Source organism: Vibrio sp. JPW-9-11-11 (genome assembly GCF_013369335.1).
Classification (GTDB): domain Bacteria; phylum Pseudomonadota; class Gammaproteobacteria; order Enterobacterales; family Vibrionaceae; genus Vibrio.
This window is the reverse complement of record NZ_SZQJ01000007.1, coordinates 155,814-181,455: the sequence shown is the minus strand read 5'-3', so window position 1 is coordinate 181,455 and position 25,642 is coordinate 155,814. Positions and strand designations below refer to the sequence as shown.

The window sequence follows — 25,642 nt, the reverse complement described above, 5'->3', positions numbered from 1 at the left end:
CGACCTCACAACGTATAGCTTATTATAAAAAAGGTCAAGTTCTTGGTAGAAAATCGCGCTGATATGCGATTTACCACTAAATACGCTGCAATAATCTTTATAATTCAGAGGGTTAGTTTTTTAATTGTTACAATATTGCAACAAAAATACTATCGAGAAAATAAAAAAGACCAGCACATTGTGCTGGTCAAATGGAAAAGATTGGAAGGAATGATTATTAATGTTTTACCACCTAGTATCTAGTAAATAACAGACTAGGTGGTTAAGGTTAAGCAGAGAGCATGAGTGAATCTGCTTTTGCCTCTAGATGAGAATTTCCCATCAGATATTGGTCTATCGCAATGGCACATTCACGGCCTTCGTTAATACAACGCACCACCAAAGATTGACCGGTGCGCATATCACCTGCGGCAAACACGCCTTTTTGGTTCGTCGCGTATCCTTCGGTTGCGACATTACCGCGCTCATCAAGTTTGATATCTAGCTGAGCAAGTACACCGGTTGGTTCTGGATGTAGGAAGCCCATTGCTAAGAACGCCATATCACAAGGAATGACACGCTCGCTGCCTTCCACTTCTTTAAAGCTTGGACGCTCACCTGGTTTAGCGTCTTCCCAAACGATATCAGCAAGACGTAGACCTGTGACTTCACCTTTATCGTTACCGATGAACTCTTTAGTTAAGATATTCCAATGACGATCGACACCTTCTTCGTGAGAAGTCGAAGTACGAAGAATCATTGGGTACTGAGGCCAAGGCATATTTGCTGGGCGCTTCTCTGGTGGAATCGGCATGATTTCCACTTGAGTCACGCTTGCGGCTTTATGACGGTTTGAGGTACCCACACAGTCAGAACCCGTATCACCACCACCGATAACCACAACATGCTTACCTTTGGCATGAATCTCTTCAGTTTTAAGATCCATGTTGTTTGCGCGGCGATTGTTTTGACCAAGGAACTCCATTGCGAAGTGAACGCCTTTCAACTCACGTCCCGGAACCGGTAGGTCACGTGGCACAGTAGAGCCGCCCGTTAGAAGCACCACATCGAACTCTTGACGTAGTTGCTGCGCATTGACATCCACACCGATGTGTTGGTTGACCTTGAACTCAACGCCAGCTTCTGCCATTAGGTTGATTTTACGATCAATCACGTCCATACCCAGTTTGAAATCTGGGATACCGAAGCGCAGTAGACCACCGACTTTTTCGTCACGCTCAAATACCGTTACTGAGTGACCAGCGCTGTTTAGCTGCTCTGCTGCGGCAAGACCTGCAGGGCCGCTACCAATGATTGCAACCGTTTTACCCGTGCGTGAACGAGGCGTCTTAGGTTTTGCGTACCCTTCACGGTACGCTGTTTCAACAATGGTTTTCTCGATGTTACAGATGGTGATTGGATCTTGGTTAATGCCAAGAACACACGCACTTTCACATGGAGCAGGACAGACACGCCCCGTAAACTCAGGGAAGTTATTGGTTGAACTTAGAATGTTCCACGCTTCTTCCCAGCTGTCACGGTATACGGCGTCGTTGAACTCAGGGATGATGTTACCAATCGGGCAACCGTTGTGACAGAAAGGCACACCACAGTCCATACAACGAGAAGCCTGAGTATTGATCTTGTCACCAAACTCTTCGTTCAGAACGAATTCTTTGTTGTTTTCAATACGAACGGATGGATCGATCTTGCCAGGAAGCTCACGACCATGTTCTAAAAATCCAGTAGGCTTACCCATTATACTGCCTCCACTTGTTCCGTTTGTGCTTGCTGCGCTTCTGCCTTACGTTTTTGAAGTACTGCTTTATAATCACGCGGCATCACCTTAACCATAGAGGCTAGGCTTGCTTCAAAGTTGTCTAGGAAAGACTTAGCGACTTCACTTCCTGTGAATTCAACTTGCTTGGTTAGCATCTCTTTCAGTAGTTCACGATCTTCTGCTTCGATTGGGTCGAGGTCGACGAGCTCTGGGTTGAGTTTGGTTTCAAAGTCACCAGACTTATCCCAAACGTAAGCTACACCGCCGCTCATACCCGCCGCGAAGTTACGACCTGTTGAGCCAAGGATGACAGCCACACCACCGGTCATGTATTCACAACCGTGGTCACCGACACCTTCAACGACGACTTTCGCGCCTGAGTTACGAACACAGAAACGTTCCCCCGCCATGCCGCGAATGTAAGATTCACCCGAAGTGGCACCGTAGAAGCAGACGTTACCAACCACAATGTTATCTTCAGCGACTATGGTTGAGTTTGCATCTGGGTAAAGTACGAGCGTACCGCCAGATAGACCTTTACCCCAGTAGTCGTTTGCATCGCCTTCCACTTCGAACTTCACGCCCTTAGCAAGGAAAGCGCCGAATGACTGTCCGGCAGAACCTGTGAACTTGACGTTCATTGGCTGTGGTAGGCCTTGGTCTTTGTAGACCTTAGAGATTTCGTTCGACAGCATAGTGCCCGCAGAGCGGTCGGTGTTGATGATAGGGAATTCCGCATTAACGGCTTCACCTTTCTCAAGCGCTGGAATCGCGGCTTGAATCAACTTGCGATCGAGAACGTCTTCTAAGTTGTGGTTTTGCTCTGTCTGGTTGTAAACGCCATCGTCTTCACGAGCGTGCTCAATATGAAGAACAGGAGACAGATCTAGGTTCTTGTATTTCCAGTGTTTGATGTCTTCACGCACTTTTAATTTGTGCGACTGGCCCACCATCTCATCGATAGTGCGGTAGCCGAGCTCTGCCATCACTTCACGGAGACCTTCAGCCATGTACTGGAAGAAAGTCACAACGTCTTCTACGCGGCCATCAAAGCGCTCACGTAGGGTTTTGTTCTGAGTTGCGATACCCACAGGACAAGTGTTCTTATGACACTTACGCATCATGATACAGCCTTCAACAACTAGCGCTGCTGTTGCCACGCCCCATTCTTCAGCACCCAGTAGCGTTGCGACTGCAAGGTCTCGAGGCGTTTTCATCTGACCGTCAGATTGAACCACGATACGGTTACGTAGGCCGTTCTTCAGAAGAGTTTGGTGTGTTTCTGCCAAGCCTAGCTCCCAAGGCAGACCTGTGTGACGGATAGACGACATCGGTGATGCGCCTGTACCACCATCGAAACCTGCAATTAGGACTACGTCAGCTTTCGCTTTGGCAACACCAGAGGCGATGGTACCTACACCCGCTTCCGATACTAGCTTGACGTTGACACGACCAGCGCGGTTGGCGTTCTTCAAGTCGTAGATAAGCTGAGCTAAATCTTCGATAGAGTAGATATCGTGGTGTGGCGGTGGCGAGATAAGGCCAACCCCTGGAGTCGAGTGACGCGTTGCACCGATCCAGTCATCTACTTTATCACCTGGTAGCTGACCACCTTCACCTGGCTTCGCGCCTTGAGCCATCTTGATCTGCAGCTCATCTGCGTTGCTTAGGTAGTATGAGGTTACACCAAAGCGGCCAGACGCTACCTGTTTGATTGCAGAGCGCTCCCAATCACCGTTTTCTTTGCGTTCAAAACGCGTTGGGTCTTCACCACCTTCACCAGAGTTTGATTTCGCGCCGATGCGGTTCATCGCGACTGCTAGTGTAGAGTGCGCTTCGTAAGAGATAGAACCGAACGACATCGCACCTGTCGCGAAACGCTTGAGGATGTTTTCGATAGGTTCGACTTCTTCAAGCGGAATGGAGCCTGCTGGGTTCTTAACAAAATCTAACTGACTACGTAGTGTTGCAGCGTTGTCGCCTTGATCATCCACGGCTTTCGCGTACTGCTTGAACTGGGCGTAATCTTTGTTGCGAGTTGACTGTTGTAGTAGTGAGATAGTCTCAGGGTTAAACAGGTGTTTCTCACCACGCTGTTTCCACTGATAGACACCACCTACATCCAGTACTTGAACTGGGATTTCACGAGTCGGGAAACCGATACGGTGACGCACCAGTACCTCTTTTGCGATGTCATCGATGGTTAGACCTTGGATACGTGAAACTGTACCCGTGAAGTATTTGTCGACGACAGATTTGCTGATACCCAGAGCTTCAAAGATCTGTGCACCATGGTAAGACTGCAGGGTCGAGATACCCATCTTCGAGAAAATTTTCAGTAGACCACCGTTGATGGATTTGCGGTAGTTCTCAAATAGGTCGCGAATGTCTGTTTCTGGGTCAAGCTTCTTAGTGCGCTGCAACTCAACCATAGTTTCGATCACTAGGTATGGGTTCACTGCGTTAGCACCGTAACCAACCAGAGTGGCGAAATGGTGTGTTTCACGCGCATCACCCGTCTCGACTACGATGTCACACTTAGCACGTAGCCCTTTACGGATTAAGTGGTGGTGAACTGCGCCAACCGCCAGCATGGCTGGGATAGCAGCGTGGTTAGAGTTAACCGCACGGTCAGTTAGAAGGATGATTGAGTAACCATCGATAACCGCATCTTCTGCGTACTGACAAATTCGCTTGAGTGCACGCTCTAGCTTGCCTTCGTCTTCGCTTGCTTGGAATACAATATCCAGAGTTTTTGCTTGAAGGTGCTCATTATCGATAGCACGCAGCTTCTCTAGTTCTGAGTTAGAAAGAACTGGAGACTCAAGTTCAACTTTTTGACAGTGTTCTGGTGACTCTGCAAGCAGGTTCTGATCTTTACCTAGGTAAGTGTTCAGCGACATCACCATGCGCTCACGAATCGGGTCGATTGGCGGGTTGGTTACCTGAGCAAACAACTGTTTAAAGTAGTTAGATAGGTGCTGAGATTGATGTGACAGAATCGCAAGCGGCCAGTCAGCCCCCATTGCAGAAAGTGGCTCTTTGCCGTCTTTCGCCATAGGTACGATAATTTCGTTCACTTCTTCGGAGCTGACACCAAATGCTTGCTGCTTGTGGAGTAGCTTTTCTGGAGAAGGCTGGTTGAATTCGTTGCTCGCGTCAGGAAGCTTCTTCAAGCTGAGCAGGTTCTCTTCGACCCATTTCTCGTATGGTTGTGCAGAGGCAATGCCATCTTTCACTTCTTCATCAGAAATGATGCGGCCTTGCTCTAGGTCAGCAACGAAGATACGCCCTGGTTGGAGGCGGCCACGGAACTCAACGTTCTCTGGTGCGATATCAACAACACCAGACTCAGACGCCATTACCAAGAAGTCATCCTTGGTTACTGTGTAGCGAGAAGGGCGCAAACCGTTTCGGTCAAGGGTTGCACCGACTTGAACACCGTCGGTGAAACACACCGATGCCGGACCATCCCACGGTTCCATGACATTAGCGTGGTATTGGTAGAACGCACGACGTGTTGGATCCATGTTTTTGTTTTCTTGCCACGCTTCAGGAATCATCATCATCAAGGCATGTGGCAGGCTACGACCAGATAGAACTAGGAGCTCTAGCGCCATATCGAAGTTTGATGAGTCTGAGCTACCTTCCTGACAGATAGGCAGTAGCATATCGATCTCTGCCTGAGTAAAGAGATCTGATTCGATGATCGCTTCACGGGCTTTCATCCAGTTCAGGTTACCGCGAACTGTGTTGATTTCACCGTTGTGAGCAATATAACGGAAAGGCTGTGCTAGACGCCATTTCGGGAATGTATTGGTAGAGAAACGAGAGTGAACAAGCGCAAGTGCCGTCACCATGGTTGGGTTTTGTAGGTCGAGGAAGTACTGCGGGACTTGCTCTGTGGTGAGCTGACCTTTATACACCAGTGTCTTGTAAGACATTGAGTTGATGTAGAAGTCATCACCAATATTCGACACGCTTTCGAGACATACGCGAACGGTGTAGTTACGTAGTACGTACAGCTTACGCTCAAGCTCTTCAGGTGTGATACCTGGGCCACCAGAAATGAATACGTGCTCAAATTGTGGCTCAGTGCTCAGTGGATCTGCACCTATCATTGAGTTATCGGTTGGTAACACGCGGTAACCAATTACGTCTAGCTCTAGTCGCTGTGCGTTACGTTCTAAAATGTCGCGACATTGCGCACGTTTGTGCTCGTCTTTAGGGAAAAGCACCACACCGACACCATACTTCTCGAAAGAAGGCAGCTTAATGCCAAGCTTAACGGCTTCTTCTAATAGAAACTCGTGCGGTTTTTGCAGCAAGATGCCAGCGCCGTCGCCTGAGCAAGGATCACATCCTTGGCCACCACGGTGCTCCATTCTTGCAAGCATATCGAGGGCTTGCGTCACTACCTCGTGCGATTTGCGGTTTTTTAGGTGAGCAACAAAACCGATACCACAAGCGTCATGCTCCAGCTCTGGAGTATATAGACCTTGTGAACTTTGCTCTCTATCTACCATGGATACATCCTTCCAGTTCAAATAGGCGCAATTGTGCTAGTCGAAACTAGTTCTACGTCCTGTCCATTATTTTTATGATTCGAAGTCGACCTGGGTTGGCGACTTTGATTCCTTTCCGTCTCTCGCTGAAAAATATGGCGAGAAAAACAATCCTTGGTGGAAACCCTGTTTTTATGTTCACAATTTAGTGATTTATATAGGTGGGAGTAGGGTTTCGCCGACGTTTCACCGAATTAATGTGTAATAAAAGTCACAAAATTTGGCGAAATCTGTAAGTATCCTACAATTTACTGGGCCTGCAATGCAATCAAAACTCGTGCTTGTTGCCCATGTTTTTCGCGTTTTAAACGTTAATATGTTTAACTTTTGCGTAACAATTTACTTAACAGCGAGTTTTTCTGCATGTTTATTGACTTTGCTTAACCCTCAAGCTGTTTGAAATCGTTACATTTCGCCCTCGGTTTTTTTCAGTAGTGTAATTTAATTACACCAACCTTAATGAGATTTATTTCGTTTTAGTGGTGCGCAATGCAACTTCATCAATTGGTCAATACCATAGGACAAGATCTACAACGCCGTTATGGAGAGAAAGTACATAAACTGACGTTACATGGTGGATTCAACTGCCCCAATAGAGACGGCACCATTGGTCGCGGCGGCTGCACCTTTTGCAATGTGGCTTCTTTTGCCGATGAGCAAGCTCAGATTAAGAGCATCGAGCAGCAGTTAACTGAGCGAGCAGGGGAGATTGTTCGAGCGAAAAAGTATCTCGCCTATTTTCAAGCTTATACCAGTACCTATGCTGAAGTGCAGGTTTTAAAAACTATGTATGAGCAGGCGTTAGAAGCTGCCGATATTGTGGGACTGTGCGTGGGTACTCGCCCTGATTGCGTGCCTGATGCGGTACTAGATTTACTGGCGGATTATGTTGTACAAGGCTATGAAATTTGGCTTGAGCTGGGGTTGCAGACGGCCAATGACCAGACGCTTAAACGGATTAACCGTGGCCACGATTTCGCGTGTTACGCTGAAATTACTCGACGTGCTCGCGCACTGGGCATCAAAGTTTGCACTCACCTAATTGTTGGCCTACCCAAAGAAACGCGAACCGATAATCTCGACACGTTAACGCAGGTTTTGGCGGTGGAGACCGATGGCATCAAGCTTCATGGTCTTCATATTGTTGAGGGAAGTACCATGGCCAAAGCGTGGAAAGCGGGGCGAATGCAAGCCCCTGAGCTGGATGAGTACGTTGCCATTGCTAGTGAAATGATCCGACTCACCCCACCAGAGGTGGTCTATCATCGAGTTTCTTCGGCGGCGCGCAGACCCACGTTACTCGCCCCCTTGTGGTGTGAAAATCGCTGGCTAGCGATGACCGAAATAGGACGCGCATTAAGTCGAGATGGGGCTCAAGGGTCGTTGATAAATCAACCGTTTATATATACAAAACCAATAATAAAGGCTGATGATTGCGCAATAACCTGATATCTTTTGTACCATTAGTGAATGGGTAGCAATGAATTAGAGTAATTGAATGGATCAACTCTTATTGTGGTTGTGGGATGCATCGCAAGGGCATGGCATTGATTTTGTCTTTCTTGTCTTGTGTGCATGCGTATCTCTATGGATCTATATTCGAGCTCAAAATAATATTGCACAACTGGTTTTGTCCTCTCCACATGCCGTCCTCGTAATCGATAGTAACAATGGGGAGTTGCTGCTTGCCAATGCCGTAGCCAGTCAGCTGCTGGCAGTCAGGGTGGTAGGCAAGCAGTTTGTACTGCCCGATTTGGTTACCCGTCAATTTCTATTATCCATCATTCCGCCATTGCAACAGCAGCCACTTGACTTCCATCTGTTATCTTGGCCGATTTCGGAAAATAAAAGTGTCAAACTGGATGTGACTGGCCGGCCTACTTGGTATCGACGCCGGACGGTCTGGGCGCTGCATTTTTCTATGCATCAGAGCACGACGCAAGAGCTTCAGTCACAGGTTGAATCGCTATCTGTGATCAAAAGTGCCTTTGATAATCTTTCAGAACTGATCTTCATTAAAAACCAAGCAGGGCAAGTGGTTTCGAGTAATCGAGCGTATCAGCAGTTTTGGAAAGATCGTGAACAAGAGGGAAGTGCAGATATTCAGGGTGTCATCAAAGGGCGCGCGAGTAGTCGACGCTGGACCATTACACCCGATGGCCGAAGTTGCCTGCTTGAAAGCTATCAAAGTGTTTTAATTTCTCCCGAAGGGGAGACCATAGGCACATTGGGTATCAGTCATGATGTGACCGATTGGCACAACATGCAAAAGAGTTTACGTGATGAGATGGAAAAGCGCAGAGATACAGAAGTGGCGCTCGCTCAGCGCGATACCATACTGCAGAACATTCTAGAGTCGAGTCCGGACTCTATCGGTATTTTTAATGAGAACATGGTTTACCAAGCGTGTAACCAACCGTTTGTTGAAGCGCTGGGAATCGACCATGTCGATGACTTGATCGGTAAGCGCTTACAGGATGTGATAGCCAATAAAGATTATCAACGATTGTCTGATACCGATAACAAGGTGCTGTATGAAGGTAAGTCGTTGCGTTACATCGACCAAGTGATGGGCCGAGATGGTGAGTACATTTGGTATGATGTGGTGAAGTCGCCGTTTCGCGATCCTGCGTCGGGAACGAATGGTGTCTTAATCATGGCGCGTGATGTATCAGAGCGCTATCTGGTTGAGAAGAAACTTGAAGAAGCCAACCAAGAACTAGAGCGATTGAGTTTTATTGATGGCCTAACCCAAATCGCGAATCGCCGTCGTTTTAACGAGCAGTTAGACATGCTCTGGTATCTGCATATTCGTGAAAAGCAGCCGATGACGGTCATGTTATGTGATATCGATTACTTCAAACATTATAATGACTTCTATGGTCACCAGCGCGGTGATGAAGCGCTCATTAAAGTCGCCAGCGTATTCAAGCAAGTGCTTACCCGATCGAGTGACTGTGTCGCCCGCTATGGCGGTGAAGAGTTTGCTTTTATCCTTCCCAACACGACCACTGCCGGTGCATTGAGTGTGGCTGAGCGTATTCACCACGGCATTGCCGAGCTATCGCTAGAGCATCAAGCGTCTGATGTCGCAACCCAAGTAACCATTAGCATCGGTTTGGTATCCTTAACGCCCCAGCCGTTAGATAGCAGTGAAACCATCGTCGCTTTGGCCGACAGTGCCTTGTACCAAGCAAAGGCGAACGGACGAAACCAAACCTGTGTGCATCACACATCAGAAAATTAACCGATTGTTAGTCTAGGTTTTTTTAGCTGTCACTTAGGAAAAAAGGTAAGATTTTAACACTGTTTCCGTGCGGAGCTATTAATGAAGCCGATAAAAAATCTCGCCCAATATTATGTTGATCTGCTTGTTAAGTTAGGCATTTTACGTTTTTCGATACTGCTTGCTTTGGCGTTGGTGGCGCTGGCTGTTGTGGTGCAAGTGGGGATCACGCTGGTTCTTAGTGGGCATGTGGATGATATCGATATTGTCCGCTCGGTCTTTTTTGGTCTGTTGATTACTCCTTGGGCGGTCTACTTTTTGTCTGTGGTTGTCGATCAACTGGAAGAGTCGCGTCAACGCTTGTCTAAGCTTGTCTCTAAACTGAAAGATATGCGCTCACGAGACCAGGAGCTCAATCATAAGCTGCAGCAAAATATCGCTAAGCTTAATCAAGAGATCGAAGAGAGAATTAAGGCTGAAGAAGCCCGTGAAGAAGCAATGAAAGACCTCGAAAACGAGGTGTTTCAACGTGAAAAAACTCAGGTTGAGTTAGCCGAACGAACCGCGCTACTGCGCTCTTTTATCGATGCTTCTCCCGATCTAATCTATTACCGCAACGCGGATGGGGTTTTCTCTGGTTGCAACCGTGCCATGGAAGAGCTGACAGGCAAAAAAGAGAGTCAACTGGTCGGTCTTACCCCTTGGGATGTGTACAGCAAAGAAGTCGCCCAACAAATCGTGGATACTGACCAGAAAGTCTTTGCCGATAATCAGGCTATCACCTACGAGCAGTGGCTGGAATACCCCGACGGCAGACGTAATTATTTTGAACTGCGTAAAGTGCCTTTTTACAGCAAGGATGGCCGCCATTTGGGTCTAGTCGGATTTGGTCGCGACATCACCGAGCGTAAACGCCATGAGGAGTCGCTGGAGAAAGCCAGTCGCGACAAAACCACCTTTATTTCGACCATTAGTCATGAGTTAAGAACACCGTTGAACGGTATTGTCGGTTTAAGCCGAATGTTACTCGATACTCCGCTGAGCCCTGAGCAGCGCAACCATATGCAGACCATTAACGTCAGCGCGATCACGTTAGGTAATATCTTTAACGATATCATTGATATGGATAAGTTTGATCGACGTAAACTCGAACTCTATCCAGCGCCTCTTAACTTTGAAGAGTTTGTCGCCGAAATGGAAAGTATCTCCGCTTTGATGGCTTCTCAAAAAGGGCTCCGTTTTGACTTGGAGCGCCTAAGTGAGCTTCCTAATGCAATCGAAGTCGATGCGACACGCCTGCGTCAAGTGTTATGGAACTTGATCAGTAATGCGATGAAGTTTACTAAAGAAGGCGGTGTGGTAATGACGGTTAGCGCTGAGGTGGAGCAGGGTTACGCCCACATAGTGATGGAGGTAGAAGACAGCGGGGTTGGGATTCCAGAGGCGGAGCTCGATAAGATCTTTGCGATGTATTATCAGGTGAAATCAGATAAAGATAACTTGCATGCCGTGGGGACTGGAATTGGTTTGGCGGTCTCTAAGCAACTGATCAATATGATGGATGGTGATATTTCCGTCTCCAGTGAAGAGGGCTTTGGCAGCACTTTTACCGTTAGCATTCGTGTTCCTATTGCCGACCTACCAGCAATGCAAACTGTCGACATGCACGCTAACCAAGAGCTGAACATTTTTATGGTTGAAGATATTGAACTCAATATCACGGTAGCTCGGTCACTACTCGAAAGTATGGGCCATGAAGTGTCGGTAGCGATGACAGGCAGCGAAGCAATGGAAATGTTCGATCCAGAGATTTACGATCTGGTGTTCTTAGATATCCAGTTACCGGACATGACCGGTTTTGATGTTGCCGACTATTTTAGGCGCACATACTCGAATTTACCGCCTTTAGTTGCACTGACAGCAAACGTGTTGAAGAACAAGCGGGAGTATCTCGACAAAGGGATGGATGACGCGATCAGTAAACCGTTATCGGTCACCGCGGTCCAAGAAGTGCTAGCGAAGTTCAGTCAAGGCGTACCTGAGCAGGCTGCGCCACAAAAAACAGTGTGTGACCCCGAGACCGATGATGGCAATGAGATTTATACGCGTTTGCTTGACTTGGATATGCTGGAGTCTTATGTGGGAATTGTTGGGCCACAACCGGTTGTAGACAGCATTACCATGTTTGAAGACATGATGCCGGAGTATCTGCAAGTGCTCGACTCCAATATGGTGGCCAAGCACCAAGAGGGGATTGTATCTGAAGCACATAAGATAAAAGGTGCAGCCGGCTCCATCGGACTCAAGCGCATCCAAAGTGTCGCGCAAAAGGCCCAATCTCCAGACTTGCCAGCTTGGTGGGAAAACATCGATGATTGGGTTGAAGAGATCAAGAATGAATATGACAATGATATCCAAATTCTTAAACAGTGGCTCAAGCAAAGAGCCGACGGCTAAGGTGATACAATGAAACAGTTAGCATTGATCTGTTTGGCGAGCAGCTTACTGGTTGGGTGCAGCTGCCCCGCGATTGACTGGCAACAAGATCAACAAGCGCAGTTCGCCGATACAGTGGTTACAATGAAAAGCTCAATGTGGATGGATATGATGCCATCGGTGGGGGTTGAACAAGAAACAATATTACACGGCTCTGTACTGCTGGAATCCGAGCAGGCCTTGGACCCAAGTACTCGGGTTGATTCAATCTCGTTGCAGCAAAGCGATCAGGAGTGGCTGGTAGAAGGTGATGCTCTGGAGTTACGCACTCACAGTCCGACTCAGTGGGAAGTGGTATTTGAGTGGCAAGTGCCTGTCGATCCTGAGCGTCCAATCGATGTTGCCGTTCAGCTCAACGACCAACAGCAGTCGACTTGGTTGGTTAATAAGCAAGTGTCAATCGACAAAGTTTATTAACCGACGAACAAAAAGCAAAAAGGCTTGCTCAGAGGAGCAAGCCTTTTGTTTTATCCCCCGAACATTAACTCGCTTTTTTTAAGCCTGCGTTAATATCGAGAATATCTTGTTCGCTCAAGGTGCCGACTGCCTGACGCAACTGCAGAACGCTGAGAATATAGTCGTAACGTGCGTTTGATAAGTTTTTGTTGGCATCGTAGAGACGACGAGTGGAGTCTAGAACGTCAACAATTGTTCGGGTGCCCACATCAAAGCCCGCTTCAGTGGCTTCGAGTGCTGATCGCGCCGAGACAACGGTCTGTTCATAAGCACGTAGTGCGCCGATTGAAGCACTAATGTTGTTGTTAAAGGCGCGAACGTCTTTGACCACATTGCGGTACGAGGCTTCAAGATCTTGGCTCGCCGCGACATAGTTAAACTCAGCCTGCTTGGTTTGCGAGGTAATGTTACCACCCGTGTAAAGCGGCACATTAAGGTTTATACCAATGTTGAAATTGTTGGTTGTGCCGTCAGTCGTGGCGCTATGTGCAATATCACTATAGTTGTATCCACCATCCAAGCTTAACGAGGGTAGATGCCCGGAGCTGGCCAGTGAAATGCCATCTTTTGCCACATCTTGAGCGATGCGTGCTGACAACAGGCTTAAGTTTTTCTGTTGCGCTTCTTCAAGTAGCTCATTAATTGCAGCTTGGGTTTTACTTGCAGAGAAACGTTGGGTATCTAACACATCAAGATTGTCGTGTTGTTGACCAGTAATTTCACGCAACCCTTCGTAGCTGTTGACTAAGCTGTTTTGCGCTAACACTTCATCGGCAAGAACCGCATCGTATTGAGCTTGCGCGTCGTGCACGTCGGTAATGGCTGACAAACCTACCTCAAAACGTTGTTTGGTTTGCTCTAGCTGACGACCAACCGCGGCTTTCTCTGCTTGAACAAACTCTAAGTTATCTTGGGCGCGCAGTACGTCGAAGTAGGCGGTTGCGACGCGTAAAATTAGAGCCTGTTGCACAGCGGCGTAAGACGCGTCTGCTTGGCGAGCACTCTTTTCAGATATATCCAACGTTAGCCAGCTTGAGCGTTGGTAAAGCTCTTGAGAAAAACTGATGCCACCTGACAGCGCGTTCTTGTCATTATCAACGGTTGAGCCGGCATCAAGATCAGTGTCACCACGAGTTAAGTTGTAACCTGCGGTCAGATTGATTTGAGGTAACAAGGTTGAGCGGCTAGAGTTCACTGCTTCAAAGGCGGCATCACGCTGTGCAGCGGCGCTCAGTAGTGTCGGGTCGTTTTCTTTCGCTTGATTGTAGATTTCCGCTAATGTGTCAGCTACAGCACTGGTGCTGATACTGCCTAGGGCTGCACTAATAACGAGTGGAAGCAGTTTCTTCATAGGTCCTATTCCTACCAAATTATGAAAAAGTTTAGTCTTCAAGAGTTTAACTTAATTGATGGCAACTCGTTCAAAAACTTTGCAAAGTTTTACACTTAACTATCCACTTGTGCAATATATTTAATTCGTCAATTTAAAATATTCTACAAAAATTGTACAAAAAGTTGAGCCATGTCCTTGGAAGTTAAGTATCTGTCTGAGTAAACTATAAGATTCACTCAGTGAGGTGCCAAATGCAACAGTCTGACAAGCAACATCGACAGTTTACTGCACAAGATGTGGAAATAATCTCAAAAGAAATACTCTTTCAAGGTTTTTTCTCCATGGTTAAGTATCGCTTCAAACATAAGCTGTTTGCTGGAGGGTGGAGCGAAATTATTGAACGTGAGATGTTCGAACGAGGCCACGCTGCGGCATTGCTACCTTATGATCCAGTGACCGACAACGTTGTGATCATCGAACAAATTCGAGTGGGCGCACTAGAGCATCAACACCCTTGGCAACTGGAAATTGTTGCGGGCATCATAGATCGAGCTGAAGATGCCGAGCAGGTTGTTCGCCGCGAAGCTGTAGAAGAAGCGGGGATTGATATTGGCGCGATTGAGAAAGTGACCTCGTATTATCCCTCATCAGGTGGCTGTTCAGAATTGTTGGATGTTTATGTCGGACAAGTCGATGCGAGTACTGCACATGGCGTTCATGGTTTAGACTATGAAGGAGAGGATATTCGCGTGCATGTAATTTCTCGTCAGCAAGCGTATCAATGGGTCGTCGACGGGAAGTTTGAAAACGGCGCATCAATCATTGCACTGCAGTGGTTGGAGCTGAATCATCAACGATTGAAGAAACAATGGCACAAGTAGCAGAAAAAAGACCGTATCATGTTGATTTATCAGATTTGATGCGTACATATGAGACCAATTACGCTAAGCTCAACGCTCTGTTGCCCAGCCAACCGAACGTGGGTGATGTACGCTGCTATCAAGCCGCGCAGATGACCTATCAGATTCAAGTGGTAGAAGTCACAAAGTACACAACTTTGGTCGATATTTGTCAAAGTGATGACGTTCCCGTATTTCCATTGCCTACGATGTCTGTCAGGCTCTACCACGATGCTCGCGTAGCAGAAGTTAGTGGCTGTGAGCACCTGAAACGTATCCATGCTCGGTATAATTATCCCAATGACAAAATGCTGCAGCAAGATGAGAAAGTACAACTGAATCGCTTTTTGGGCGATTGGCTTTCGTTTTGTTTGCGACAGGGTATCAGTCGCACTCCATTGAATATTTAGGTTTATGTTTTGAAAGTAGCGTCAAGTTCAGCAGACAGCAGCACGATTAAGCTGGTCCAAATCACAGATACTCACTTGTTTGAGCCCGCCGATGGGAGCCTACTCAGCGTCAAGACACTGGATAGCTTTAATGCGGTCGTTTCAGCGATTATCGAACAAGGAAACTCGTTTGATGCCATCCTATCGACTGGTGATATTTCACAAGATCATAGCGCGGAGTCTTATCAACGTTTCGCGACTGGGATTGAGCCACTTAAGAAGACCTGTTATTGGTTGCCGGGCAATCACGATTTTAAGCCGAGTATGGCATCGGTCCTTCCATCTCAGCAGATTGAACAAGTGTCGCATGTGTTGCTGGGGGAGCATTGGCAAATGATCTTGCTCGACTCGCAAGTGGTCGGTGTACCTCATGGACGCCTGAGTGATCAACAGCTGCAGTTGCTGGAAGACAAACTTTCTCAATACCCACAGCGCCATGCGTTGGTGTTACTCCACCACCATCCGCTGTTAGTTGGTAGTCGTTGGTTGGACCAGCATACCTTAAAAGACGCGGAGTATTTTTGGCAACTACTTGAAAAGCACAGTAATGTGAAAGCCGTACTGTGCGGTCATGTCCACCAAGATATGAACGTGCTACACCAAGGTGTTCGCGTGATGGCTACGCCTTCCACTTGTGTACAGTTTAAGCCAAACAGCGACGACTTTGCCCTCGACACGTTATCTCCGGGTTGGAGAGAGTTAGCGCTTTTCCCAGATGGAAGCCTGACCACTGAAGTTAAGCGACTGGCCCCGGGCAGCTTTCAGCCTGACTTTACCTCTGCTGGCTATTAAACACAGAGGCTAACACGCAAAAGGATATCGTATGCGCCCCTCTTTATTGCTCTATATCCATGGTTTCAATAGCTCGCCACTCTCCGTGAAAGCGAGTCTAATGCGCGATTATTGCGCGAGCCATCGACCTGATATAAAAGTTGTGGTCCCTCAACTGCCTTGTTTTCCCGAGCAAGCCGCTCAGCATCTACTGGATATCGTCAAGCAACATAAAGAAGATTATCGTATTGGCTTAGTTGGAAGCTCACTTGGTGGTTATCTTTCGATGTGGCTAAATGGCCAATTCGGTTTTAAGGCGGTGGTGGTTAACCCTGCCGTGAAGCCATATGAGTTGCTGGTGGATTTTTTGGGTGAACAGCAAAACCCCTATACGCATGAACGCTATTTTCTAGAAAATCAGCATATCGACGAGCTCAAAGCACTTGATACTCCCCAACTGAAGCGTCCACAAGACTTCTGGCTATTGCAACAAACCAACGACGAAGTGCTCGATTATCGTCAAGCAGTGAGTCACTTTTCTGGTGCAAAACAAACGGTAGAGCAGGGGGGCGATCATAGTTTTGTTGACTTCGAACGCTATCCGGCCCAAATCATCGACTTCCTTGAGCTTTGACCCTCATTGAGGGAAGAGTCATAAATTTGCTTGTTACTTGACGCTCTCTCTTGACATAATTAGGTCTGTTCCAGACTATGTCTCACCAGTACTTGTGTGGATTTGATGCGATTGTTTTTCGCTGCCTGGTGTACTGAACACACCTGATAGCTGATTGAGAGCGAACGCCTTATAAATCGCCCACCAAGTTATTCTTTTTATTCTCTATAACGATATTCCGTATTATGACTGAACAATATAATGCAGGAGCCATTGAGGTTCTTAATGGTTTGGAGCCAGTACGTCGCCGCCCTGGGATGTATACGGATACAGCGCGCCCGAACCATTTGGGCCAAGAGGTCATCGATAACAGTGTCGATGAAGCGCTTGCCGGCCACGCTTCCAAAGTTCAAGTAATTCTGCATGCCGACCAGTCACTTGAAGTGATCGATGATGGTCGTGGTATGCCTGTTGATATTCACCCAGAAGAGAAAATCTCGGGTGTGGAACTGATTTTCTGTAAGCTTCACGCAGGTGGTAAGTTCTCCAACAAAAACTATCAGTTTTCCGGTGGTCTCCACGGGGTGGGGATCTCCGTTGTAAATGCTCTATCTAAGCGTGTTGAAGTGACGGTTCGCCGTGATGGCCAAGTATATGAAATGGCCTTTGAAAACGGTAATAAAGTTGAAGAGCTTACGGTAACCGGGACTTGTGGTCGTCGCAATAAAGGTACCAGCGTACACTTCTGGCCTGATGAGAGTTACTTCGATTCTGCTAATTTCTCTGTCACGCGTTTGGTAAACAACTTACGCGCGAAAGCCGTGCTTTGTCCGGGCCTTGAGATTACCTTTAGCGATAAGGTTAATGGTAACGAGCACCAGTGGCGCTACGAAGACGGCTTAAAAGACTATTTAGCAGAAGGGGTCAAAGGCTATATGGTTCTGCCTGAAGAGCCTTTTACCGGTGAATTCTCTGCTGAAACCGAAGCCGCTAACTGGGCTGTAATTTGGCAGCCTGAAGGCGGCGAGATGATCACTGAAAGTTACGTTAACTTGATCCCGACGGCACAAGGCGGCACCCATGTTAACGGCTTGCGCCAAGGATTATTGGATGCGATGCGTGAATTCTGTGAGTTCCGCAACTTGCTTCCCCGTGGCGTGAAACTGACCGGGGATGATGTTTTTGAGCGCTGTTCGTACGTATTATCGGTGAAAATGCAAGACCCACAGTTCGCTGGTCAAACGAAGGAGCGCCTCTCTTCTCGTCAAACCGCGGCGTTTGTTTCTGGTGTGGTTAAAGATGCGTTCAGCTTATGGCTCAATGAGAAGCCACAATTGGCTGAACAGTTAGCCGAAGTGTGTATTGCCAACGCTCACCGCCGCATGCGTGCCAGCAAAAAAGTGGTGCGTAAGAAAGTGGCGTCGGGCCCGGCATTACCCGGAAAATTAACCGATTGTTCGCAGCAAGACTTAAGCCGAACCGAGATTTTCTTCGTCGAGGGTGACTCGGCGGGCGGCAGTGCTAAGCAAGCACGTGATCGTGAATTTCAAGCCGTGATGCCACTGCGTGGTAAAATTCTCAATACTTGGGAAGTGTCACCCGACCAGGTGCTCGCATCACAAGAAGTTCACGACATTTCCGTTGCTCTAGGCATTGACCCTGATAGCGACAACCTAGAAGGGTTACGTTACGGGAAAATTTGTATCCTTGCCGATGCGGACTCCGATGGTCTTCACATCGCCACCCTCTTATGTGCATTGTTTACTCGCCACTTTCGAGCGCTGGTTGAAGCTGGGCATATCTACGTAGCGATGCCGCCTCTGTACCGTATCGACTGTGGTAAAGAAGTGTTCTACGCCTTAGATGATGATGAGAAAGAGGGCATTTTAGAGCGCTTGTCGAAGAAGAAAACCAAGATCAATGTCCAGCGATTCAAAGGGTTGGGTGAGATGAACCCACTGCAGCTGCGTGAAACCACCATGGATCCGAACACACGTCGTCTAGTTCAACTCACTATTGATGACAATGAAGCCACCATGGAAATGATGGATATGTTGTTAGGTAAGAAGCGTGCAGATGACCGTCGTTCTTGGTTACAAAACAACGGCGATATGGCAGAGGTTTAACGAATGTCGACAGAAATTACTTATGATGGCGTTGAACAATTGCCGATGCGCAAGTTCACAGAAGACGCCTATCTCAACTACTCAATGTACGTTATCATGGACCGCGCATTGCCTTATATTGGCGATGGTCTCAAACCGGTTCAGCGACGCATTATCTATGCGATGTCGGAGCTTGGGCTCTCGGCGGCCGCAAAATACAAAAAGTCAGCACGTACCGTCGGTGACGTGTTGGGTAAGTACCATCCGCATGGCGATTCAGCTTGTTACGAAGCCATGGTGTTGATGGCACAGCCGTTCTCTTATCGTTACCCTTTAGTCGACGGTCAAGGTAACTGGGGCGCGCCCGATGACCCAAAATCGTTCGCAGCGATGCGTTATACCGAAGCTAAACTATCTAAGTTTGCTGAAGTGTTGCTGGGTGAACTTGGTCAAGGCACGGTAGAGTGGCAACCTAACTTTGATGGCACAATGAAAGAGCCGCAAATGTTGCCTGCTCGGCTCCCACACATATTGCTCAATGGTGTGACCGGGATCGCCGTGGGTATGGCCACCGACATTCCACCTCATAACGTGCGTGAAGTGGCGGATGCGACGATTCATTTAATCGACAATCCGAAAGCTGAGTTGGCTGAGGTGATGAACTTTGTTCAAGGCCCGGACTACCCAACTGAAGCGGAAATCATCTCACCGAAGGTGGATCTTGAGAAAATCTACCGCACCGGACGTGGTAGCATCAAAATGCGTGCGGTCTGGCACAAAGAGGGCAGTGATATCGTTATTACTGCTCTGCCGCATCAGGTTTCTGGCGCCAAACTACTTGAGCAGATCGCTAGCCAAATGCGGGCGAAAAAACTGCCTATGGTGGACGATCTACGCGACGAATCCGATCACGAAAACCCAACTCGAATTGTCGTGGTTCCGCGTTCGAATCGCGTCGATTGCGAGCAGTTGATGAATCATCTGTTTGCTTCAACTGACCTAGAAAAGAATTACCGAGTTAACCTGAACATGATTGGTCTAGACAATCGTCCTCAGGTTAAAGGGTTAGTGCAGGTGCTTGCGGAGTGGATAGAGTTCCGCCGTGCAACCGTTCGTCGTCGCTTGCAACATCGCCTCGATAAAGTCTTGGCACGCTTACATATTTTAGAAGGTCTATTAGTCGCTTACCTCAATCTCGATGAGGTGATTGAAATTATTCGTACTGAAGACGACCCGAAAGCCGTGTTAATGGCACGATTTGGTATTACTGACATTCAAGCCGACGCCATTCTAGATACCAAACTTCGTCATCTCGCTAAACTAGAAGAGATGAAGATTCGCGGTGAGCAAGAAGAGCTAGAAAAAGAGCGTGAAAAACTCGAACAACTGCTCGGCTCTGAGCGACGTTTGAATACATTGTTGAAAAAAGAGATCAAAGCGGACGCTGAGAAATACGGTGACGCTCGCCGCTCGCCTTTGGTTGAGCGTGCTGAAGCTAAAGCTCTGACCGAGCGTGACTTGGTGCCAAGTGAACCTATCACTGTCGTTTTATCCGAAAAAGGCTGGATTCGTCATGCCAAAGGGCATGAGGTAGATGCTGAAGGGTTAAATTACAAGTCTGGAGACCAGTTCCTTGCCGCTGCCCGTGGTAAGAGTAATCAACAAGCGGTATTCCTTGGCAGTGACGGACGCAGCTATTCGCTTGAATCTCATTCCTTGCCTTCAGCGCGCAGTCAAGGGGAGCCAATCACAGGGCGGCTTAATATCAATGCGGGCACTAGCATCCGCCATGTGGTCATGGGGGAAGAGAATCAAGTATGGCTCGTAGGATCCGATGCTGGATATGGCTTTGTATGTAAAGGCAGTGATCTGCTATCGAAGAACCGTAGCGGTAAAGCCTTGGTCACGTTGCCACAAAATTCTGAAGTGCTCACGCCGCAATCCGTTGGTGACTTAGATCACGATGAAATACTGGCAATCACCAATCAAGGACGAATGCTATTGTTCCCAATCAAAGACCTGCCTCAGTTAGGCAAAGGTAAAGGGAATAAGATCATCAATATACCAGCGGCCAAGGCGAAAGAGCGTGAAGAGTATGTCTCGCACTTAATCGCTTTGCCACAAGGGAGTGCGGTGACTCTTTATGCAGGTAAACGTAAATTAGGTCTAAAAGCGTCTGATTTGGATAATTTCCGTGGTGAACGAGGCCGACGTGGTAGCTTGCTTCCAAGAGGTTTACAGCGCGTGACCCGTATCGATGTTGAGTCGACAATGAGCGAATCGAATCACCAAGAGTAATAAAAAAACCCATGCCTAGCATGGGTTTTTTATTAGGTCTCTATTCGCGAGTATCTTCTTCAATCGTCACTTGCAACGTTTTTTCTTTGCCTTTGTGCAAAACCAGGACATCAACGGTTGTCCCCGGTCTGAGTTCAGTGACTAAATCCATCACACTCTGGCGGCCATTGATCTTCTGGCCATCAATCTTAAGGATGATGTCTTGTGGCTCGAAGCCTGCTTCTGCAGCAGGTCCATTCGGGTCGACACCGAGCACGACAATCCCACCTATATGTTCACTCCCTAGGAGTCGTGATGTCACCGAATTGATGTCTTGGCCATCGATACCGATATAGCCACGAATAACCCGCCCATCAGCAATGATCTTTTGCATGATTTTGTTGGCGAGTGAATAGGGAATGGCAAAAGAGATCCCGTAAGTTTCAAGTTCAGTCGCTTGTTGGAATGAGGCGGTGTTGATGCCGACCAACTCCCCACGAGTATTGACTAGAGCGCCCCCAGAGTTCCCTTCATTGATCGCGGCATCGGTTTGAATGAACGCTTGGTGGCCGTCCGCACTGATGGATGAACGCCCTGTTGCCGAAATAATGCCAAAGGTAGTGGTTTGACCAAGGTTGTAGGGGTTACCTATCGCTAGGACCACATCGCCCACTTGAGGTTGATAGTCTGGATTAAGTGGGATAACCGGAAGGTTTTCCCCTTCGATGCGCAGTATTGCAATGTCGGTGCGGCGGTCTTTGCCTACCAACTGAGCAGCGGCTAAGCGACCATCTTGAAGCGCGACGATCACTTGATCGGCTTGAGCTACGACATGGTAGTTGGTGATTATATAGCCTTTCTCACTGGCAATAACACCAGAGCCTAGCCCTTGAATCGAAAGCTCTGAACGGTCGTTTTCGGTGTACTTGCGACTATAGATATTGACCACAGCAGGGGCCGCTTTACGCACGGCGTGATTAAAAGAGATTGGCATTGGAGAGCTTGCAACGCTGCTTTGTTCTACCTCTTCTGGAAGAATGCTGGAGCGCAAAGAGGGGACTGTGACTAACAATAAGGCTGCTGTTGCTAAGCCTAAGCCAACAGAACGCAATAGGAATTGCAGCATACTTCCCTCATCAATGGTAATAAAGTGAATAAGTTGGAGAAGAATAGCATTAGATAAGTGAAGAAGAAAAGGACAGCCGAGTGCTAGGCTGTCCCTTTACAAGCGATATCGCGTTTTATTGAGCGAAAAAGTTAACGAATGACCAGGTAAATGCTGCGGTCACCACGTTGAATGTTGAGTGCCAGCACACCTGGTTGTTTATCGAGCACCTTTCTAAACTCGGCCAAGTTTTTCACACGTTTACGGTTAACGCCGATAATGATGTCATCTTTTTGTAGCTGGTACGCTTCGGCTTTGGAGCCTGCCTCAATCGCACTGACCTTAACCCCTTGCACTTTATCGCTAGCATTCGTGTTGGTCAGTTGAGCCCCCGATAAACCTTGATGTAGCTTATCTGCGGTGGTTTTGACATTGATTTGCTCCCCAAGTACCACATCATAAGCGCGCTCTTTTCCATCACGAACGATACCCAATGTGATCTCTTTTCCTGCACCTAATGTCGCGACTTTAGCGCGCAGCTCGCTAAAGGAGTTGATCGATTTACCATTGACGGAAACGATGACATCACCGGCTTCTAAGCCTGCTTTATCAGCGGCGCTATCTGGGACTACTTGGCTAACAAACGCCCCTTTGCTCGATTCATACCCAAGTGCCTCTGCCAACTCAGAAGTGATCTCTCCGCCTTGCACGCCAAGCATACCGCGTTTGACTTCACCAAACTCCAAAATTTGCGCGGTAAGATTGTTCATCATGTTAGACGGAATGGCAAAACCGATACCGACGTTGCCGCCATTTGGTCCCAGAATAGCAGTATTGATACCGATCAGCTCACCGTTAAGGTTAACCAATGCGCCGCCTGAGTTACCACTGTTGATCGCGGCATCCGTTTGAATGAAGTTTTCAAAGTTTTCGATATTAAGTCCGCTGCGGCCCAGCGCTGAGACGATACCTGAGGTGACCGTTTGACCAAGGCCAAACGGGTTACCGATTGCGACTGCGAAATCACCCACTCGCAATTGATCTGAATCGGCGATTTTTACTTCAGTCAGATCTTTGGCTTTCTCAAGTTTGAGCAACGCGACATCAGACATTTGATCCCCACCGATAAGTTCGGCGTCGTACTCGCGTCCATCATGCAATTTGACACGAATTTTTTCAGCGCCGTTGATTACGTGATAGTTGGTGACGATATGGCCATTGTCTGCATCAATGATGACCCCTGAGCCTAACCCTCGGAATGGGCGTTCTTGAAGTTGCTCAGTAGGAAAATCAGGACCAAAGAAAAAGCGGAACTGCTCAGGGATATGTTGCCTAGATACCTGTGTGCCTTCCACAGAAATGCTGACGACGGCGGGGGTGACCCTTTCAAGCATAGGTGCCAAGCTTGGCATCTGTTCACCATTTACAGCAACTGGCAGCGCTGCTGTCGCTTGGATGGGGGTGATGATTGAACTTAAGCTAAGAGAGAGAACTGTTAACGCGAGCAAAGGTTTTTTCATCGGAGACTCCTAATTAATTAACATCCCATATGACGAATATTTGTACGAAATATCAGAATTCAAGGGACGGTTATCAGGAGTTATGACTCAAAAACCTTTGCAAAGTTCAGCATACTAAGATTGTGATTATGACGCCTTGGCTGAAACCACATCCTGAGAGTCGAGAATCTCTTTTTGTTGCTCTTTGAGCAAGCCTGTCGAGCCTGAGGCGTAATCTTTTGGTGCTTCGTTGAGTGGCTGGATATCCACAGTGTGGCTAATGTCGACATTATCATCACTCTCTTGCTGAGTGATTTTTTTTACAAACGGATTGTCTTGATCAGGCATGTTGGGTAGTAATTCAGTAGAGGTTTTAGCCATGTGTTGATATAGCTTGGTGTATTCTTTGCCTAATGAATCTAACATCTCAGACGTCTGTGCAAAGTGATCGGTCAGATCTTGTTTCTGTTGCTCTAACTCAAACTTCGCGCTCTCTAAATCTTTCTGTACGCTTTTTTGTTTTTTGTAGCTTGGCGTGGTGAGACGAGAGATAGCGACACCAAGTACCAGACCAACAAGCATACCTACTAGGGCATAAATCCAAGGCATAATTGCTCCTTATCATTGTTATTTAACATGTTTTTTACTGGTTAGTTACACATGTTCAATCGACATGGTACTATGAGTGCTTCAGCCAATAAAGCAAAATGCATGTGCTCTACATAGCAGTTTAACAGTCTTCTTCATCAGGTAACGAAGCGATGACGCCATTAGAAATCTACCAAAAAGATATAAAAGAACACGGTTTTCAAAAGGATGCGGCTCAACTTCAAGCAGTTTCAGCCCTAGATAGACTTTACCATGAGTTAATCGATTACATGGCGACGCCCGTCGAAAAAACGTCGGGGTGGCGAAAATGGTTTGGGAAAAATGAACCACAAGTCCCAGTCCCTAAAGGTATCTATTTCTGGGGCGGTGTTGGACGCGGTAAGACCTACTTAGTCGACACTTTCTTCACTGCGCTGCCTAGCGACAAGAAAATGCGTGTCCATTTTCACCGTTTTATGTACCGAGTTCATGATGAACTGAATGCTTTAGGTGAGGTGAATGATCCTCTGGAAATTGTGGCGGACAAATTTAAAGCCGAAGCCGATATCATCTGTTTTGATGAGTTTTTTGTTTCTGACATTACCGATGCCATGATCTTGGGCACTTTATTCCAAGCGCTGTTCCAGCGTGGCGTGATACTTGTGGCCACATCGAATATTCCGCCTAGGGAACTGTACCGCAACGGATTACAACGAGCACGTTTTTTGCCAGCGATTGACTTGATTGAAGCCAACTGTCACGTGCTTAATGTGGACAGTGGCATTGACTACCGGCTGCGTACATTAGAGCAGGCGGAAATCTACCATTTTCCACTGGATGACCAAGCCAATAAAAATTTGCGCCACTACTATGAGCAGTTAGTGGCGGACAACAAACAGGTGCAAAAGACAGTGGAGATTAATCATCGTCAAATTGACGTAATACAAGCTTCGGATGGGGTATTGCACGCCAGTTTTGAGCAGTTATGCCAGTCAGCACGTAGTCAAAACGACTACATCGAAATGTCGCGAATTTATCACACTGTGCTTTTGGCTGATGTCAAACAGATGGACAGAAGTATTGATGATGCTGCAAGACGGTTTATCGCATTGGTCGATGAGTTCTACGAGCGACATGTTAAGTTGATTATCTCTGCAGAGGTTTCTTTGTCGGCGCTTTATAGTAGTGGTCAATTGGAGTTTGAATTCAAGCGTTGTCAGTCGCGACTGATCGAAATGCAAAGTCATGAATACCTAGCCAAGGAACACTTGGCTTAAGCTCGAGAATATCTAGGTTGCGGGTTGAAAAAAAATGAATTTTTTTGCCAAAAAGAGGTGATTTTTTCAACTGACTTCTCTATAATCCTGCGACCCACCGTTACTGCAGACCTTGATTATCGAAGGTATTTCGACATAACGGGTCGAGAGTGCCAACCACTCGAAGGGGTGTTGACTGGACTCTTAGTCAGTGGGAGCGAAAGCTCCTTAAGTGTAAATCTAAA

General features: G+C 47.4%; 17 protein-coding genes. 11 read left to right on the top strand and 6 right to left on the bottom strand.

What is annotated here, in order from left to right; genetic code table 11:
* Positions 1-268: 268 nt before the first annotated feature.
* Both FCU94_RS11055 and gltB read right to left on the bottom strand, forming a co-directional pair.
* Entirely contained in the window at positions 269-1,738 is a 1,470-nt protein-coding gene (locus FCU94_RS11055) for a glutamate synthase subunit beta (protein WP_176288600.1), read from the bottom strand.
* Positions 1,738-6,285, bottom strand: coding sequence for a glutamate synthase large subunit (gltB, locus tag FCU94_RS11050; protein WP_176288599.1), 4,548 nt, complete (start codon positions 6,283-6,285; stop codon positions 1,738-1,740). The genes FCU94_RS11055 and gltB overlap by 1 nt, the downstream gene beginning before the upstream one ends.
* A gap of 528 nt (positions 6,286-6,813) precedes the next feature.
* Between gltB and FCU94_RS11045 the strand changes: the two genes are divergently transcribed.
* The 4 genes from FCU94_RS11045 (at position 6,814) to FCU94_RS11030 (ending at position 12,463) form a co-directional block, all read left to right on the top strand.
* Complete coding sequence (locus tag FCU94_RS11045) at positions 6,814-7,773, top strand: TIGR01212 family radical SAM protein (protein WP_176288598.1); 960 nt, start codon at positions 6,814-6,816, stop codon at positions 7,771-7,773.
* 49 nt (positions 7,774-7,822) lie between these two features.
* A complete protein-coding gene (locus FCU94_RS11040) occupies positions 7,823-9,571 on the top strand; it encodes a GGDEF domain-containing protein (RefSeq protein ID WP_176288597.1) in 1,749 nt (582 codons plus the stop codon).
* Between the two features lie 81 nt (positions 9,572-9,652).
* Complete coding sequence (gene arcB / locus FCU94_RS11035; RefSeq protein ID WP_176288596.1) at positions 9,653-12,007, top strand: aerobic respiration two-component sensor histidine kinase ArcB; 2,355 nt, start codon at positions 9,653-9,655, stop codon at positions 12,005-12,007.
* 9 nt (positions 12,008-12,016) lie between these two features.
* Complete coding sequence (locus FCU94_RS11030) at positions 12,017-12,463, top strand: hypothetical protein (RefSeq protein WP_176288595.1); 447 nt, start codon at positions 12,017-12,019, stop codon at positions 12,461-12,463.
* A gap of 64 nt (positions 12,464-12,527) precedes the next feature.
* On the opposite strand, the gene tolC is transcribed toward FCU94_RS11030, so the two are convergent.
* Entirely contained in the window at positions 12,528-13,853 is a 1,326-nt protein-coding gene (tolC, locus tag FCU94_RS11025) for an outer membrane channel protein TolC (protein WP_176288594.1), read from the bottom strand.
* A gap of 233 nt (positions 13,854-14,086) precedes the next feature.
* On the opposite strand from tolC, the gene nudF reads away from it, so the two are divergent.
* The 6 genes from nudF to parC all read left to right on the top strand — a co-directional run bounded on the left by nudF (position 14,087) and on the right by parC (position 20,970).
* A complete protein-coding gene (gene nudF / locus FCU94_RS11020) occupies positions 14,087-14,716 on the top strand; it encodes an ADP-ribose diphosphatase (RefSeq protein ID WP_176288593.1) in 630 nt (209 codons plus the stop codon).
* Complete coding sequence (locus FCU94_RS11015; RefSeq protein ID WP_176288592.1) at positions 14,704-15,144, top strand: DUF1249 family protein; 441 nt, start codon at positions 14,704-14,706, stop codon at positions 15,142-15,144. Before nudF ends, FCU94_RS11015 begins: the two co-directional genes overlap by 13 nt.
* 9 nt (positions 15,145-15,153) lie before the next feature.
* On the top strand, positions 15,154-15,975 hold the full coding sequence (gene cpdA, locus FCU94_RS11010; RefSeq protein WP_176288591.1) for a 3',5'-cyclic-AMP phosphodiesterase: 822 nt from the start codon (positions 15,154-15,156) through the stop codon (positions 15,973-15,975).
* 31 nt (positions 15,976-16,006) lie between these two features.
* The gene (yqiA, locus tag FCU94_RS11005) at positions 16,007-16,588 is read left to right on the top strand and encodes an esterase YqiA (RefSeq protein ID WP_176288590.1); all 582 of its coding nucleotides are present in this window, start codon (positions 16,007-16,009) and stop codon (positions 16,586-16,588) included.
* 224 nt (positions 16,589-16,812) lie between these two features.
* Positions 16,813-18,693 (top strand): DNA topoisomerase IV subunit B, encoded by a 1,881-nt coding sequence (gene parE / locus FCU94_RS11000; protein WP_176288589.1) that lies wholly within the window; start codon positions 16,813-16,815, stop codon positions 18,691-18,693.
* Positions 18,694-18,696: 3 nt separating this feature from the next.
* Positions 18,697-20,970 carry a DNA topoisomerase IV subunit A gene (parC, locus tag FCU94_RS10995; protein ID WP_176288588.1) on the top strand — a complete coding sequence of 758 codons (2,274 nt, stop codon included), beginning with the start codon at positions 18,697-18,699 and terminating at the stop codon, positions 20,968-20,970.
* Positions 20,971-21,010: 40 nt separating this feature from the next.
* On the opposite strand, the gene degS is transcribed toward parC, so the two are convergent.
* The 3 genes from degS to zapG form a co-directional block, all read right to left on the bottom strand.
* Positions 21,011-22,075, bottom strand: coding sequence for an outer membrane-stress sensor serine endopeptidase DegS (gene degS / locus FCU94_RS10990; protein WP_176288587.1), 1,065 nt, complete (start codon positions 22,073-22,075; stop codon positions 21,011-21,013).
* 131 nt (positions 22,076-22,206) lie between these two features.
* Positions 22,207-23,574, bottom strand: coding sequence for a DegQ family serine endoprotease (locus FCU94_RS10985; protein WP_176288586.1), 1,368 nt, complete (start codon positions 23,572-23,574; stop codon positions 22,207-22,209).
* Positions 23,575-23,700: 126 nt separating this feature from the next.
* On the bottom strand, positions 23,701-24,162 hold the full coding sequence (gene zapG, locus FCU94_RS10980; RefSeq protein WP_176288585.1) for a Z-ring associated protein ZapG: 462 nt from the start codon (positions 24,160-24,162) through the stop codon (positions 23,701-23,703).
* A gap of 152 nt (positions 24,163-24,314) precedes the next feature.
* Here zapG and zapE point away from each other — a divergent pair, with 152 nt between their 5' ends.
* The gene (zapE, locus tag FCU94_RS10975; protein ID WP_176288584.1) at positions 24,315-25,418 is read left to right on the top strand and encodes a cell division protein ZapE; all 1,104 of its coding nucleotides are present in this window, start codon (positions 24,315-24,317) and stop codon (positions 25,416-25,418) included.
* The last annotated feature ends 224 nt before the right edge of the window (positions 25,419-25,642 follow it).